This is a genomic window from Micromonospora sp. 050-3 (genome assembly GCF_046549335.1).
GTDB lineage: Bacteria > Actinomycetota > Actinomycetes > Mycobacteriales > Micromonosporaceae > Micromonospora > Micromonospora trifolii.
The window spans coordinates 1454924-1469897 of the sequence record NZ_JAJPVX010000001.1 but is presented as its reverse complement, the minus strand read 5'-3'; the positions used below and the strand labels follow the sequence as shown (position 1 = coordinate 1469897).

Sequence of the window (14974 nt, the reverse complement as noted above, 5' to 3'; positions counted from 1 at the left end):
GGTAGCCGCGCACGGCGACGAAGCCGGCGCCGACGGCGAGCCCCAGGCCGGTGGCAAGCGCGGCGAGGACAGCGGTAGCGATGTCGGCACCATTATTACGTATGTCCGCGCGAGCCCTCAGGAGGTTGCTGCCGCTCTGGCGGCCCTGACCAATGACCCTCAATCCCCTCGCCTGAGCTGGAACCGCCGGGGGGTGGGCCTGGTGGTCACGTCTGGAGGGCCGACTAGTTTGCGACGGGTGTCGGTGGTGTCGGGATGGTCGGTGCCCAGCACCCGTTCGCGAACCGGTAGCAGCGCGGCGAATTGGGCCCGGGAGCCTTCTGCGTCGCCCGCTTTCCCCGTCCAAGAGGCAAGTTCATGCTGGCTGCCCAGAGTGTCCGGGTGTTCCGGGCCTTGGACGCGTTCGCGGACGGGGACGAGTGCGGCGAACAGATCTCTTGCGGCGGCGGCGTCGCCCGCGGCGCCGATCCAGAAGGCAAGGCCATGGCGGGTGGCAAGGGTTTCGGGATGTTCCGGGCCGAGAACGTGCTCACGGATGGGCAGCAGCGCGGCGAACTGGTCGCGAGCAGTGGCGGCATCGCCCGCGTATCCGATCCAGCGCGCCAGGTCATGCTGGGCGTACAGGCAATCCGGGTGCTCCGCACCGAGCACCCGGCGGCAGCTGTCGGTCACGGCGATGAGCAGGTCGCGGGCGGCCCTGGCGTCGCCTGACCAGCCGGTCCACTGGGCCAGCCGATGCCGGGTGGCCAGCGTGTCCGGGTGCTCGTCGCCCAGTACCCGTTCCCGGACCGGTAGCAGCGCGGCGAACTGATCACGGGCAGCGGCTGCGTCGCCGGCCCGGCCAGTCCATTGGGCGAGCCCCTGCCGCGACGCCAGGGTGGCCCGATGTTCTGGGCCGAGGATGCGCTCCTGGACGGGCAGCAGTGCCGCGTACTGATCACGGGCCGCCACGATGTCGCCAGTCTCCCCGGTCCAGCGGGCCAACTGGTTACGGGTGTCAAGGGTGTCCAGATGGTCGGCGCCCAGCGCCCGTTCCTGGGCGGACAGTAGTGCGGCGAACTGATCGCGGGCGGCCGCCGGATCGCCGGCGAATCCGATTGTGTATGCCAGGCGGTACCGGGTGGTGAGGGTGTCGGGATGGTGTGCGCCCTGCTCACGTTCTCGGATCGACCGCAGGGCGCTGAAGTGGTCGAGGGCTACGGCGTACAGCCCGGTGGCGTTGAGGTGACGGGCGGCGTTCTCGGCGATGCAAGCGGCACGGATGATCAGGTCGGTGTCGGTGGTGTGGGCCGCCTGGGTCAGCAGGTGGAAGGCATGCGGGGCAACGGCCTGCCATCGTGGCCACTGCCCGGAGTCGTCCGGGTCGCCGTCGGCGAATCCGGCCAGCAGTGTGACCGCCAGGCTCAACTGGGCCATCGGATCAGCGGCGGCGCGGATGAGCGGATGTACGCGCAGGCTCGCCGCGTCCGGTTCGCCATGCTCGACGGTGATCAGGCCAAGTGTGGCCAGGGCGCGCAGTAACTCCTGCGTTTCGCGGGGATTCAACGGTGAGCCCAGCAGCCCGGTCGAAATCGGCGCGTCGGCGAAGGTTGCGAGGAGCCACAGCAGCGACCGGGCTTCAGGCAGGCCGCGACTGTCGAGCAGGTCGAGCGACAATTCCAAGGTCCGGCTGACGGCCTCGGCGACGGTGGACTCGCCGAGTGCGTCGATCGCGGCCTGATAGGCCGCGAAGGTGGTCGCGATGCCGGGTAGCCGCAACAGCTGTGCGTCGGCCAGGGCTCGGCCGGCCAGGCCGAGAGCCAGCGGCAGGCCGCCGAGACGCTGCGACAGTGCGACGGCTTCCCGTACCCCGCCCGCGTGGTTCCCGGCATGTCCGAGCAGCACGGCCGCACCGTCGGAGGCGGACAGCATCGTGACCTGGTGCATTCGGCACCAGGAGGTGTTCCACGACTCGGGGTCACCGTCGCGAGTCGTGACCAGTAGAAGGCCCCGACGGTTCGGTACCGGCCGGACCCACCCCCGCGCGGCCGTGACCGACTCGCCGTCCAGTCCCAGCAACCGGGTGTCGTCGGCGTTGTCGATGACTAACAGCCAGCGTCCGGGAACGCCGGACAGCAACCTCCATAGCAGATCCGGGGCGCCGGTCAGCCCGGACCAGGCCCGCTGAATGTCGTGATCGGAGGCGCCGAGATCGGCGACGAGCTGCCGCATTCCGGTTTGTAGGGCGGTGGTGTTCGCCGCCGAGACCCACCAGACTTTTGCCTTGCGATCGGCGACTCGCCGGGCCGCCAGCTGAGCTACCGTGCTCTTGCCGGCACCGCCCATGCCGTGCAACACCTGTACCCGTGCCGCCGGCCGGTGCCACCGGCGGACGAGCCCGGCGAGTTCGTCGACCAGTTCGTCACGGCCCCGCGTGTGTGCGGCGGGCTCCGGCGCGGTCAGCGAAATCATCCCCGGTGTGTCCAGAGGTGCCACCAAGGTCTGCGCTACACCGCGAGCCGGCTGCTGTCGGCGCAGCGCCACGGCGCCGAGAACAACCTGGGCCATCCCGAACGCCAACCCGGCTACCGCGATGAACCCACCGGTCCACCCCGCCTGCCCGTTGGCCTGCGCCCGGGTTGTGGTGAAGAGCCAGTACCCGCCCATCAGCAGGACGACCGCACCGCTGACGAGGAAGATCCACCGCTTCCATCGACGACCCCGTATCACGCGTGGATGGTAGCCGGGGGGCGGCCTGCGGTTCGGCCTCGCGCAAGGACCCCAGCGCCGCACGGGCCCCGCCACCGGTCGCGACGGGACGCGGCAGAGGGCGCTCACGCCTCGGCCCACCGTCGCCGTAGTCGCCGCGACACCAGCAGCGCCCCGGCCGCGGTCACCAGAGCTGAGCCGAGAGACGCAGCGACCGGAACGGCGCCGCCGCCGGTGCCGGCGGGGCCAGGACGGGTGCGGTAACGGCCAGCGCCGCCAGCGGGAGGACGGTCACCGCGCTTCGTCGCCGACGTCGGTGCAGGGACACGAAGCGCTCCGGGATCGCGGTGGCGGGAATCGCGTCCACGGTGCCGGACACGCGGAAACGGGCAGGTCGGCGCGGATGTTCGGTGCCCGGCCGCGACGTGATCAGTCGTTGATCAACTGCCTGATGCAGGCGTGTGGCAATTGCCAAAGACTGGCAACTGCGCCACCGTGATGATCAACGGTTGCGGCGCCGCGCCCACCCGACAAACGATCCTCCCCACACCACAGGAGCCCTCTGTGACCCGGATGCGTCCGACCTTCCGACGCCCCGTGGCGTCGATCGCAGCGGCGGGGATGCTCGTCCTCGCCGGGTGCTCGGCCCCGGCCACCCCCGACGGGCAACTGCAACGCGCCTGCCTCGCGCGGGCCCTCGTCCACCGCCCCGACTACCTGCTCTGCGACGAGGCCACCGCGATGCTCGACGCCTCGACCCAGGCGCACGTCGCCGCCGTCATCCGCGAGTACCAGCGAACCCAGCAGGCCGGTGTTCTGGTCATCACCCACGACCAGACCCTGCTGGACCGCTGGAGCGACCGGATCGTCGACCTCGCCGGCGCAGCGAGGGCACACGCCTGACCATCGGTGCGGTGCGAATGCCGGGGCAACGGGCGATCGGCATCGGAGGTCCGCCTCCGCCACTCGGGCGCGGCAGCGTCAGCCGACGTCGAGGGGCACCCGCCGAGCGCGGGAGTCCGGACGGCCGCCGAGGATGGCGGCGAGGATCTCCGCGCCGTCGACGACCCTCGGGCCGGGGCGGTTGAAGTAGGCAGGCCCGTCGACCACCCACACCTGCCCGTCACGCACCGCGGGCAGGTCCGCCCAACCGGGTTGCCCGGTCGCCACGGACAACTCGTCGAAGGTTCGCTCGGGCGTGAACCCGCACGGCCCGAACACCACCACCTCGGGAGCCAGGTCCGCGACCACCGACCACAGCTGCGGGGTGCTGTGCGCGCCCGGCCCGAGCAGCAGAGACCGCCCACCCGCGTAGGCGATCTGCTCCGGCACCCAGTGCCCGCCAGGCATCAACGGGTCAAGCCACTCGACGAACAGCACCGTCGGCGCGCCAGGCACCGGCCCCGGCAACGCGGCGAGGCGACGCTCGGCGTCGGCTCGGATCTCCGCCGCCCTGCCTTCGGTGCCGGTCAGCGCGGCCACGGCATCGACAGTGTCCAGGATCCCATCGATGGTCCTCGCCTCCAGGGACATCACACTGGTGTCGAGATCGATCAGACCAACCGCGTCGTTGACCCGCTCGTAGGAGACCGCACACACGTCGCACAGATCCTGGGTCAGGATCAGATCCGGCTTCAACCCCTCCAGCATGGCGACGTCGAGCTGGTACAACGACGATCCTCGGTGCGGGTCACCGGCGATCGCCGCCGAGATCTCCCGGCTCGTCAAGGTCTCCGGCAGGGAAGTCGCGGTCACCGCCGGGATGTCGGCCAGAGCCCCCGGCGGCCAGTCACACTCGTGGGTACGGCCGACCAGTTGCCCGGTCAGGCCAAGCATGGCCACGATGTCCGTGGCCGCCGGCAGCAGGGAGACGATTCGCACGTCCGCCTGCCTACCAGGCGCGACCGAGCCACGTCCACTTTCCGACAGCCCGTACACGGCCGCCGACGGGCGTTTTCATCCGGCGTGGTGCTGCCACCGTGGCTGTCGACAGCCTCGCGTCTAGCTTCGTTCGAGTGCCTCGCCCTGTCACATCGGCTCGTCGGCTGGGTTCATAAGCACGAGTGCACACACGCGAGGAGGACACAATGCAGTTTGAAGAAGCCGCCGAGGCCGCCGACGAAGCGACGATGCGGTCGATGCTGTCCGCCGACCCTGGGCTGTGCGATCGGCATGCAGACCTGGTTACGCGGATGGCCGAGGCGCGCAACTGGTCATCGGTGCGACTGCTCATCGATCTTGGCTTCGGCGTCAACGGTGTCACCGCCGCCGGCGCCACCGCCTTGCACCATGCGGCGGCAGCGGGTGAGCTGTCGATCGCGCGCCTGCTGGTCGAGCACGGTGCCGACCACACCGCCCGCGAACCTGGGTTCAACGCGCAGCCGGCGGGCTGGGCGCAGTACTTCAAGAAGCGGGAAACCCAGAAATATCTCGAGTCCCTGGCCTGATGCTGCGCCGCCCGGTCACGCGGCATCAGACCCACAGCTCGTGGAAGTGGGGCACGGCATTCACCCCATTGTTCGCTCCGCCTGGTTCAGGAGAGCGGACGCGAGGCGGTGGACGCGGTCGGGGTCGCGGACAACGTCGATCCTGACGATCTTGTCGCCCGCGACAGTGAATGCCATGACAGAAAACGGCTGCCCGTCGCGGGTGATCAACGTTCCGATCGCGCCGTTGACCAGGGCGGGGCGCAGTTGGCCACCGCGTGGGGCGCGGGCCTGCTTGGCCACGGCCGCCGCGCCGCGAACGACGGTCGCCGGCCTGGCGGTGCCAAAGTCGGTGCGCAGGACGACGTCGGGGTCGAGAGCCTGCACGAGGGCGTCGAAGTCACCGGTCCACGCAGCCGCGTAGAAGGCACGGACGACCTGCCGCTGGCGCGCTAGATCCGGATCGGGTGAAGGGATCTCGGCACCGTGCACCCGGCGTCGTGCCCGGCTGGCGAGTTGTCGAGCGGCGGCCGGGGTGCGGCCCGCGATGCCGGCGATCTCCTCGAAGGGCAGGTCGAACATGTCGTGCAGCACGAACGCCAACCGCTCAGCAGGAGTGAGCTGGTCGAGCACGACGAGCAGGGCCAAGCTCACCGAGTCGGCCAGCAACGCCTCCTGCTCGGGGTCGAGGTCCCCGTTCGGGATAACAACCAGGTCGGGCAGGTGAGTGGCGAACGGATCCTCCCGGCGGCGTCGGCGAGAGCGCAACATGTGCAGGCACTCCCGAGCGACGACAGTGGTCAACCATCCGCCGAGGTTGTCGATCTGATCCGCGTCGGACCGGCTCAGCCGTAGCCAGACATCCTGAACAGCGTCGTCCGCGTCAGCCAGCGAGCCGAGCATTCGATAAGCCACCGCCCGCAGCCGGGGTCGGTGCTGCTCGAAGCGCGCGGCCAACCAGTCATTCTCGTCCATCGGTCACACCATCCCATCGCCAAGGCTCACAGAGATGAACCCTCAGGCACAGCGAACGTGACACCGCCGAACCCGGAAAGCAGCCTCTAACTTGCGCAAACTGAGAGTGAGCGATGCTGGTACCGAACCAGCGACCTCTTCGGTGTGAACGCTCACCACCTCACCCGTCACCGGCCTGTCGTTCTGCGGCGGCCCCTTGGGCTTCCCGCTTCCGCGTCAGCCGCCGGGCGTGTTGCTTGACCGGAGTCGGAGCGCCAGCGGAGCGACGGGCGCGCGCCTAGGGCTTGTCCGGCCGATCATGTAGTGGTTGATCGTTGACGATGTGCCCGTGGTGCGTCGTGGTGAGCTGACTGATGAGGCGTGGGCGGTGATCACGCCTCTGCTGCCGGAGCCTGGCGGTGCGCGGGGGCGGTGGCGGTGGCGGTGGGCGGGATCATCGCCAGATCATCAATGGGATCTTGTGGAAGCTGCGTACGGTGCGCCGTGGCGTGACCTGCCGGAACGTTTCGGGCCGTGGAAGACCTGTCATGAGCGTCTGCGGCGGTGGACCGCGGATGGCACGTGGGATCGGATTCTCGCGGCGGCGCCAATCTATGACGATGGCACACCGGTGCAGTGGACGATTAGCATCGACTCGTCGATCGTGCGGGCGCATCAGCATTCCGCTGGGGCCCGCAAAAAGGGGCGCTCCGCAACAAGTCCGGCGACGCCTGGTGCGCAGGATGGCGAGGCCATCGGACGATCCCGTGGTGGGTTGAGCACGAAGATCCATCTGGCCGTTGATGGTCGTGGCCGGCCGTTGTCGATCCTGCTCACGCCTGGTCAGGCTGGCGACAACCCACAGCTCCTGGCGTTGCTCGATGCGATCTGGGTCAACGAGCCCGGGCCGGGCCGGCCCCGAAAGCGACCCGATTTGTTGATTGCTGACAAGGGTTACGCGCATGACTCGACCCGGCGAGCCCTGCGACAGCGAGGCATCCGACACGTCATCCCCGAACGCAGCGACCAGGTCGCCCGCCGCGCCGCCAAGGGCAGCACCGGTGGACGCCCACCGACCTTCGACAAGGCGATCTACCGCAAACACAACGTCGTGGAACGCTGTTTCAACAGGCTCAAACAGTGGCGCGACCTCGCCACCCGCTACGCCAAACGAGCATCCCTCTACCGAGCAAGCCTCGTCCTCATCGCCGCCATCATCTGGCTTCCATGATCGACAGGACAGGCCCTAGTACTGCAACGGCAGTAGGCGAATCGAGTTCGGCTCGCGTTCGTTGGTCTGCCTGTGACCGACGTTGATGTCGATCAGTGGCATGGGGAGTTGGACCAGTTGCATGCCCGGATCGGGCCTCGGTTTCGCCGCTCGGAGCCGCGGCGGCGGGCGCGGCAGTACCTGTGCGGGCTGGTCTCCGGCCTGGGCCGTAAGAACGGCTGGACCCTCGCGGAGCAGGCCGGGACATCCTGTGACATGAATTCCGCTCCTGTGAGCTATGACGCGGCCGCGGGCCGGGCGCCCCGGGCCGGCAGGCCTACCCTAGGCCGGGGCGGAGTCGCGCGAGTTGAGAACACCAACCTCACCGGAACAACCGGCTTAGAGTCCCGCGTTCACGTCGGCGGTGGCGAGCGCCAGCGTTTGGCCGGGTGGTACCCCCTCGCGCAACGGCAATACGCCGTGGAGCGCAGTCAGAGATACGACGCCGATGCGACGTGGACGGATGACTCCGGCGGCATGCTCGCTCCGTGCATCACCATAGGAGCGCAACACACCCGACAGCCATCGTCGTCTATCCGGCGGGGAGGCCCCGCCGTGCGTGAGACACCATTTGTGGCCTCTCGGCTGCACGCCCTGAGTGGGTTGCTGTACGTCCTGTCGTTCGCCGCCGCGATGCTCCTCCCAGGGCTAATCAGTTCACCCGGCGAGCCGCTGGTTACGCCGTACTCGTCCGACGCCGATGTCCAACAGTTCCTCAATAGCGGCTCACCCAGTGCACCGGTTGGCGCGTTCTTCCAGGCGCTGGCAGCGGTCGCGCTGCTGGTGTTCACCGCGTACGTCGCCGTCACGATGCGCCGGCGGGGCGACATCGGCCGAGCCGCTGGGCTGGCGCATGCCTCCGGTGCGGTCGCCTCCGCGCTGCTGCTGTCGTCGGCGGCCGTTCAATGGATCATGTCTCGTCCCGGCAGCGGATCGGATCTGCGGGTCTTCCGGTTCGCCATGGACCTCGCCTTCATGACCGGCGGTCCCTTGCACATCGTGACGCTCGGCCTCTTCGTCGGCGCCGCCTCCGCCGCCATGCTGCAGACCAGGGCGCTGCCGAGCTGGCTCGGAAGGCTGGGGATCGGCATCGCGACGCTGTGCGTACTCGCGATCTTCTCGCTGCTGGCCTCCGCGGCGTCGGTCTTCATCCCGGCCGGAAGGTTCATCGGCTTCATCTGGTTCGCCGCCGCCAGCGTCCTGCTGGCACGACGCGGCCGACTCGCACCCGATCCGGTCGACCTGGCGAGCACGCGATGAGCGGACGAGCTCCTACCGCCCTGCTCGTCACGGCCCTGTTAGTGACCATGACTCTCACGCCAGGCAGCAGCGCAGCGGGCGCGTCGGTGGCGCCATCGGAGGCATCCACGGGTCCGGCGTGGGTCTCTGGGCCGAGCCCATTCGGCGCCTGCCCTTCGGCCGCTCTTGACGATCTCCTACCCGCCGGCGCGCTCGAACCGACCGTCGCCGCCAACCCCCTGAAACGTCAGCAGCTGGTGTCGGTGTGGACACAGGACCGGTTCAGAGGACTGGTCGCTGGGGTGAGCGCCGACGGCGGCCACAGTTGGCGGCGGGTGCTGATTCCGGGGACGAGCCGATGCACGGGCGGGACCTTCGACTACGTCGATGACGTGTGGCTGTCATTCGGCCCAACCGGCATGCTGCATCTGTCGGCGCATGTGTTCGACGCACCCGAGACCACACCCAGCGGACTCATCACGGCCCGATCCCTCGACGGCGGTCTTACCTGGAGTAAACCGGCCCTCGTGGTGGCGGAGCGCGATCCGGACGGCGGGACGTACGTCGGTGGGGCGATCGCGGCTGATCCGGAGGACCCTGCACGCGTCTACACGGTCGTACCGAAGATCATGGAACCCGACCAGGATGGCGAGCCGTTCCGCGGAGCGGTGGTCTTCGCCGCCAGCGGTGATGCCGGACGCACCTGGCGGGCGCGGCAGATTTATGAGCCGGGGGAGAACCGGCTGACCACCGGACACCAGATCGTGGTGCTCCCCAACGGGACCCTTGTCGACTCCTTCACCCTGTTCGACCTCACCGGCGAGCGGCCCACCCGGCACGTTGCCGTGATGCGGTCGCAGGACCGTGGCGCCACCTGGTCACCTCCCCACCTGGTAGCCGAGATGCGGTCGGCCGGCGTCAGCGATCCGCAGTCGCCGGGGGACCAGGTCTCCAGCGGCAGCGCCGCGCTCATCGACGCGGCGGTCGATCCGGCCAGCGGGCGGATCTACCTGGTCTGGCAGGACGCCCGCTTCAGCGGCGGGCAGGCGGACGCAATCGCACTGTCCGTGTCGGACGACAGCGGGCGCCACTGGTCCACGCCGGTAAAGGTCAACCGCAGCCCGACGTACGTCCCGATCGGCAACCAACAGGCATTCACCGCATCGGTTGCAGTCGCCGCCGACCATACCGTCGCGGTCGACTACTCCGATTTTCGTCACGACGACCCCGCCGGGGCGCTATGGACCGATCGTTGGCTGGTGACCTGTCGCCCGACACCCAAGCTTGATTGCGCGACCGGGGTTGGGTTCGACACCGAGGTAAGACTCACCAACGAGCCATTCGACATGCGGCATGCCCCCTTCCTGAATGAAGTCGGCCCCCCGGGCTTTTTCCTCGGCGACTACGCCGGCCTGACCAGCGCCGGACCACACGACTTCGTCGCCACGTTCTCCCAACCCGACCCGGTGGCGTCCCCGCGCGTCGCCGCCGTACGGGTCCGGGACGCCAACCGATAGCCGCGTTGTGGCTGGCCGTGGGCCGGGCGGGACCGGAAACCGGTCCGGTCCGGCCCTACCGGTTGATGCCCGGCCCGGGCCGCTGGCCGAGGGCACTAGTACTGCAACGGCAGTAGGCGAATCGAGTTCGGCTCGCGTTCGTTGGTCTGCCTGTGACCGACGTTGATGTCGATCAGTGGCATGGGGAGTTGGACCGGTTGCATGCTCGGATCGGGCCTCGGTTTCGCCGCTCGGAGCCGCGGCGGCGGGCGCGGCAGTACCTGTGCGGGCTGGTCTCCGGCCTGGGCCGTAAGAACGGCTGGACCCTCGCGGAGCAGGCCGGGGACGTGTCGCCGGACGGGATGCAAAGGTTGTTGCGGTGGGCGGACTGGGACATCGACGCGGTCCGTGACGACGTGCGGAACTACGTGGTCGAGCACCTCGGCGACCCGGCCGCAGTGCTGATCGTGGACGACACCGGGTTCCTGAAGAAGGGCACCCGGTCGGCCGGGGTGCAGCGCCAGTACTCCGGCACCGCCGGGCGGACGGAGAACTGCCAGGTCGGGACGTTCCTGGCCTACCGCTCCGCGAAAGGCCACGCACTGATCGACCGGCAGCTCTACCTTCCGGCGTCGTGGACCGATGACCGGGACCGGTGCCGAGCGGCGGGGATCCCGGACGAGGTGCAGTTCGCCACGAAGGTCCAGATGGCCCGGAAGATGCTGGCCCGCGCCTTCGATGCCGGGGTGCCGGTCGGGTGGGTGACGATGGACGAGGCCTACGGGCAGTCGAAATCCCTGCGGGTCTGGTTGGAACAGCGGGATGTGGGTTATGTGGTCGCGACCCGCCGCAACGACGACATGATCACCACCAACATGGGCACCGCCCGCGCCGACCCGTTGCAGTACTAGAGACTGCGGAGCCTTGGTCCTGGGCTGCCGTCCTGGCTCAAGTGTTACGGCGAGGCAAGATAGCGCCCGAACGCTTCCTGCCCGTCAGGGATGAAGCGCCGATGCTGAACGGCTTGCCGCAGCTCGCCCTTTGTCATCCAGCCGAGCCAGGCCACCTCCTGGGGTCAGGATCTACCTCGCCGGTGATGACGGCCTCATGAACGCCGAGCCAGTACGGGCCGACCTCGCCTTGACATAGGAACTTGAACATGAAGCGCACCGCCACGTGGACGCCCAGCTCCTCGGCCAACTCCCGAGCAGCGGCCGCCTGATACGACTCACCGACATCCACGGCCCCGCCGAAGCTCACCTCGTAGTAGCCGGGGAATCTGGACAGGCCCTCAGCGCGCCGATACACCAGAACCCGGCCCTGCTGATCTCGGCAAATGGTCGTCGCGATGCGGTGCAGCCAGCCGCGACGGACGGCCTCGCCTCGGTCCACCACTCCCAGCACCCGGTCCTGATCATCGACCCGCTCCACGAGCTCATTCACAACGCACACAATCCCAGATTCGGGTCGTAGTGCGGGCCGCAGGATATTGGGAAGCGACCGCGTCGCTGGGAGCCGATGGGCTGGATGCGGGCGGGCAGCCCTTAGACCGCTTGCGCCATCCCATCTGCCGTCGACCCGCCATCCTGGGGAGCGGGCCGCCGCCCGGCCCGCAACGTCAAGACCACCTTGACGCACGGTCGAACGTTGGCGGGTCAGGCGGCGGTCTGCTCGGCTTGCCCGGGTCGCCGGCTGGCGGGATGGCCCGCGCAACCACCCACAGACCGCAATTCGCCGACGGTGTTGCAACCCGCGTCAGTCGTCTTCGGCGCCGTCGAGCAGCGCGCGTCGCAGCGCCAGTCGGTGCTTCCGGCGGATCTCCGCCTCCCGGTACCGTCGGCGGTCCCCATCGGTCTCCGGTAGCAGCGGCGGCACCGTCCGAGGCTGGCCGTCGTCGTCGATGGCGACCATGACCAGGTGGGCGGTGGCCACGTCGGTGGGTGGCACCGCACGGTCCCACCGGTCGGCGGTCACCTTGACGGCCACCTCCATCGAGCTGCGGCCGGCCCAGGTGATCCGGGCGTCGACGTGCACCACGTCGCCGACCCGCACCGCGCGGAGGAACGCCGTCTCGTCGATGGCGGCGGTCACCGCCGGCCCGTCGGAGTGCCGGGCAGCGACCACACCGGCGACGGAGTCGATGAGGTTGAGGATCCGGCCGCCGTGCACCGTACCCATCAGGTTGGTGTGGTGCTGGTCCATGATCTGCGAAAGGGTCAGGTGCGACGCCGACGGTGCTCGGCCGGCGATGGTGGTGGTGTCGTGCACAGCGGTAGTCCGTCCCTCGGGAAACCACACCACCGGACTGCGGGCACGCGCTGACGAGGACGCCACCGCGTAGACGACGCGGCAGGTCACCCGCTCAGCCCACCCGCGAGGCCGACGGCAGCGCACACGGTTGTGTACGCGGCGCCGGCAGGTCTTCGGACTCGCGGGCCTGACCGGTCGCGCCGGTCCCCTACTGGCCGTCGCTTCCCAGGCCACTGGCCCAGTGCTGATGACGGCGGTCGTTCCCACTCACCGCTGCGGGGCAGCCCCGGATTCTCACCGGGTTCCCTCTTACGACGCCCAGCCGGTCACGACGGGGCGAACCAGCGCCGTCGGCGAGCATAGCTGGCCAGGGAATGTGTCCACCCGGGGCGTCCTGCCGCGGCGACGGATGGCCTGATCGTCAACTTTTGTCATCTGAGGAAGAAGATCGTCACCTCTTGAAAAAAGTCTCGCGAGGGTGAGGATATCCAGATGCGTCGTCTCCCCCAGACTTGCGGGCGGGTGTTCTCGGGCCTCCTCGCGTTCCTCCTCGCCTCGGCGGTCGCCCTCCTCGCGTCCGCCCAACCCGCCGCAGCGCACGGGACCCTCGCCATGTCCACACCGGCGAGCGGCGCAACCGTGCGCGAGTCGTTGACCGAGGTGCGGCTGTTCTTCACCGAGAAGGCCGCCGCCAACGCGTTCTTCACGATCACCGCCCCGGGCGGCACCCGGGTCGACAACGGCTGGTCGTACGGGGAGCCGAAGCCGCTGGACAAGCCGGTGCGCGAGTACTTCCTGGTCAACGGGCAGTTCGAGCCACGGGAATACACGACGGGGTTCCCGGCGGTGGTGTCCGTCGCCCACCTGCCCGCCAAGGGCCAGTACTCGGTGAGCTACCTGTCGGTCGCCTCGGACGGCGACACCGTGCGGGGCACCCAGACCTTCCGCTACGACGGGCCGGTGACGGCAGCGCCGAAGGGGTGGAGCCCGCCGTCGACCCAACCGGACCCGGCGTTGGTGGCCGCCACCGAGCAGCACAACTCCGGGCAGGCCTCGGCGGTGCCGACCACAGCTGACGATCCGTCGACCCCGCCGGCCGCGGCGGCACCGTCGACCGGGTCGACCGAGGAGAGCGGTCCCGGGGCACTGGCCTGGGCCGGCTGGGCGGCGGCGGTCGCGGCGGTCGGGGCGGTGGCCGGGTTCGTCGTCTGGCGTCGCCGATCTGCCGGCACACCCGCCGGCCGGGGCCGTACCTCGGCGGCGAGCTCCGGTCGACGCGGCGGTGGCGCCCGTACCACGAACAGGGCCGGCACTGGCAGGACCGTCGGCGGCAAGGCTGCCGGGGACAAGACCGTCGGGGACAAGACCGTCGGGGGCAAGGCCGGCGCTGGCAAGACCGTCGGGGGCAAGGTCGGCGCGGCAACCGGCGTCGTCGCGCGTACCGCGAGCGACAAGCGGCGGCCCGCCACCGTGCCCGCGGCGCGCAAGGGCAACACGGTCGTCACGGCCCGCACGGGCGTTACTGTCGATCCGACGTCGACCGATCAGGTGACCGAGGCCCACGCCAGCACGGACGGCGAGCTGACGGTCGACCCCGGACCACGGCCCGACACGGACCTCGCCGCCGCGACGCCTGGGTCCCGGTTGAGCAACACCCACCTGGCGCTGCTCGTCGGCGGGCTGGTGCTGGCCCTGCTGGCCGGGTTCGGGTTGGCCCGTATCGGCACCGCCGACGAGAGTCCGGCGACCGGCAATGCACGACCGTCGGCCGGTGGACCGCCCGACTCGGGCCAGGTGGGCTCCGCGACCGACGGGCACCAACACCCGGCCGGTACGGGGCCGCACACGCATCGGGGTGACGACGCGACGGGCGCGACGCTGGCGACCGGGACGACGGTCAGCGCCGGTGGGTACACCCTGCAACCGCTGGAGCGGTCCCAACCCCCTGGTGTACGCGCCGACTACCGGTTCCGCATCGTCGGGACCGACCGGCAGCCGGCAACGACCTTCGCGGTCGTACACGACAAGCCGTTGCACCTGATCGTGGTGGGCCGCGACCTGACCGGCTACCAGCACCTGCACCCGACGATGGCGCCCGACGGCACCTGGAGCGTCCCCCTGACGCTGGCCCGACCCGGCGGCTACCGCGTCTTCGCCGACTTCTCCGTCACCGCGGCCGACGGCAAGCAGCAGCCTCTCGTGCTGGGTGTTGACCACATCGTGCCCGGCGCGCACAGCCCGACCGCGCTGCCGCCAGCGCAGGCGCAGGCGACGGCTGGTCCGTACGCGGTGTCGATGACCGGCACCCCGACGGTGGGGGTGACGGCGCCGATCCACTTCCAGGTCAACGGCGCCGACACGGCCACGCCCGCGCAGTTGGAGCGGTACCTGGGCGCGTACGGGCACCTGGTCGTCGTTCGTGAGGGCGACCTCGGCTACGTGCACGTCCACCCTGAGCAGGAGCTGGTCGACGGGACTGTCAAGTTCTGGCTGACCGCGCCGAGTTCAGGCCGGTACCGAGCCTTCTTCGACTTCCAGGTCGCCGGCACTGTGCACACCGGGGAGTTCACGATCAACGTGCCCTGAGTCCGGAACTTTCTCCCAGCTGCGGCCGACCAACCTCCCAGCAGCAACCATCGGAGGAAGAACAC

12 protein-coding genes, 2 pseudogenes and 1 riboswitch are annotated in these 14974 nt (G+C 69.6%); of the genes and pseudogenes, 8 read left to right on the top strand and 6 right to left on the bottom strand.

Annotation, left to right across the window (positions count from 1 at the left end; translation table 11 throughout):
* Positions 1 to 159: 159 nt before the first annotated feature.
* Together ACLJOK_RS06750 and ACLJOK_RS06745 are read right to left on the bottom strand one after the other, a co-directional pair.
* Positions 160 to 2709 carry a tetratricopeptide repeat protein gene (locus tag ACLJOK_RS06750; protein ID WP_410816899.1) on the bottom strand — a complete coding sequence of 850 codons (2550 nt, stop codon included), beginning with the start codon at positions 2707 to 2709 and terminating at the stop codon, positions 160 to 162.
* A gap of 163 nt (positions 2710 to 2872) precedes the next feature.
* Entirely contained in the window at positions 2873 to 3067 is a 195-nt protein-coding gene (locus ACLJOK_RS06745; RefSeq protein ID WP_410816897.1) for a hypothetical protein, read from the bottom strand.
* 185 nt (positions 3068 to 3252) lie between these two features.
* Here ACLJOK_RS06745 and ACLJOK_RS06740 point away from each other — a divergent pair, with 185 nt between their 5' ends.
* Positions 3253 to 3591 (top strand): hypothetical protein, encoded by a 339-nt coding sequence (locus tag ACLJOK_RS06740; RefSeq protein WP_410816896.1) that lies wholly within the window; start codon positions 3253 to 3255, stop codon positions 3589 to 3591.
* A 78-nt stretch (positions 3592 to 3669) separates the two neighbouring features.
* Here the strand turns inward: ACLJOK_RS06740 and ACLJOK_RS06735 are convergent, their stop codons facing one another.
* Positions 3670 to 4569: an ABC transporter substrate-binding protein gene (locus ACLJOK_RS06735; RefSeq protein ID WP_410816894.1), complete on the bottom strand. Its 900-nt coding sequence runs from the start codon at positions 4567 to 4569 to the stop codon at positions 3670 to 3672.
* Positions 4570 to 4775: 206 nt separating this feature from the next.
* Here ACLJOK_RS06735 and ACLJOK_RS06730 point away from each other — a divergent pair, with 206 nt between their 5' ends.
* Positions 4776 to 5135: an ankyrin repeat domain-containing protein gene (locus tag ACLJOK_RS06730; RefSeq protein ID WP_410816892.1), complete on the top strand. Its 360-nt coding sequence runs from the start codon at positions 4776 to 4778 to the stop codon at positions 5133 to 5135.
* Positions 5136 to 5195: 60 nt separating this feature from the next.
* Here ACLJOK_RS06730 and ACLJOK_RS06725 read toward each other — a convergent pair whose 3' ends face one another.
* The gene (locus ACLJOK_RS06725; RefSeq protein WP_410816890.1) at positions 5196 to 6089 is read right to left on the bottom strand and encodes a sigma-70 family RNA polymerase sigma factor; all 894 of its coding nucleotides are present in this window, start codon (positions 6087 to 6089) and stop codon (positions 5196 to 5198) included.
* A gap of 307 nt (positions 6090 to 6396) precedes the next feature.
* Here ACLJOK_RS06725 and ACLJOK_RS06720 point away from each other — a divergent pair, with 307 nt between their 5' ends.
* The 5 genes and pseudogenes from ACLJOK_RS06720 to ACLJOK_RS06700 all read left to right on the top strand — a co-directional run.
* The gene (locus ACLJOK_RS06720; protein WP_410816888.1) at positions 6397 to 7299 is read left to right on the top strand and encodes an IS5 family transposase; all 903 of its coding nucleotides are present in this window, start codon (positions 6397 to 6399) and stop codon (positions 7297 to 7299) included.
* 72 nt (positions 7300 to 7371) lie between these two features.
* A pseudogene (locus ACLJOK_RS06715) lies at positions 7372 to 7542 on the top strand (IS701 family transposase); the annotation flags it as partial.
* A 351-nt stretch (positions 7543 to 7893) separates the two neighbouring features.
* A complete protein-coding gene (locus tag ACLJOK_RS06710) occupies positions 7894 to 8598 on the top strand; it encodes a hypothetical protein (RefSeq protein ID WP_410819375.1) in 705 nt (234 codons plus the stop codon).
* Positions 8595 to 10094, top strand: a complete 1500-nt coding sequence (locus tag ACLJOK_RS06705) for a sialidase family protein (protein ID WP_410816886.1) — start codon at positions 8595 to 8597, stop codon at positions 10092 to 10094. The genes ACLJOK_RS06710 and ACLJOK_RS06705 overlap by 4 nt, the downstream gene beginning before the upstream one ends.
* A 152-nt stretch (positions 10095 to 10246) precedes the next feature.
* Positions 10247 to 10975, top strand: a pseudogene (locus ACLJOK_RS06700) (IS701 family transposase); the annotation flags it as partial.
* 142 nt (positions 10976 to 11117) lie between these two features.
* Here ACLJOK_RS06700 and ACLJOK_RS06695 read toward each other — a convergent pair.
* Entirely contained in the window at positions 11118 to 11516 is a 399-nt protein-coding gene (locus tag ACLJOK_RS06695; RefSeq protein ID WP_410816884.1) for an NUDIX domain-containing protein, read from the bottom strand.
* 312 nt (positions 11517 to 11828) lie between these two features.
* Positions 11829 to 12275: an acyl-CoA thioesterase gene (locus tag ACLJOK_RS06690; protein WP_238684380.1), complete on the bottom strand. Its 447-nt coding sequence runs from the start codon at positions 12273 to 12275 to the stop codon at positions 11829 to 11831.
* A 194-nt stretch (positions 12276 to 12469) separates the two neighbouring features.
* Positions 12470 to 12684: riboswitch (cobalamin riboswitch) on the bottom strand.
* A gap of 131 nt (positions 12685 to 12815) precedes the next feature.
* On the opposite strand from ACLJOK_RS06690, the gene ACLJOK_RS06685 reads away from it, so the two are divergent.
* Complete coding sequence (locus ACLJOK_RS06685; RefSeq protein WP_410816882.1) at positions 12816 to 14909, top strand: copper resistance protein CopC; 2094 nt, start codon at positions 12816 to 12818, stop codon at positions 14907 to 14909.
* Positions 14910 to 14974: the final 65 nt, after the last annotated feature.

Excerpts from the sequence above, each read along its gene's own strand:
- ACLJOK_RS06730 (WP_410816892.1), top strand. The coding sequence starts at position 4,776 with ATGCAGTTTGAAGAAGCCGCCGAGGCCGCCGACGAAGCGACGATGCGG.
- ACLJOK_RS06690 (WP_238684380.1), bottom strand. The coding sequence starts at position 12,275 with ATGGACCAGCACCACACCAACCTGATGGGTACGGTGCACGGCGGCCGG.
- ACLJOK_RS06685 (WP_410816882.1), top strand. The coding sequence starts at position 12,816 with ATGCGTCGTCTCCCCCAGACTTGCGGGCGGGTGTTCTCGGGCCTCCTC.
- ACLJOK_RS06725 (WP_410816890.1), bottom strand. The coding sequence starts at position 6,089 with ATGGACGAGAATGACTGGTTGGCCGCGCGCTTCGAGCAGCACCGACCC.
- ACLJOK_RS06705 (WP_410816886.1), top strand. The coding sequence starts at position 8,595 with ATGAGCGGACGAGCTCCTACCGCCCTGCTCGTCACGGCCCTGTTAGTG.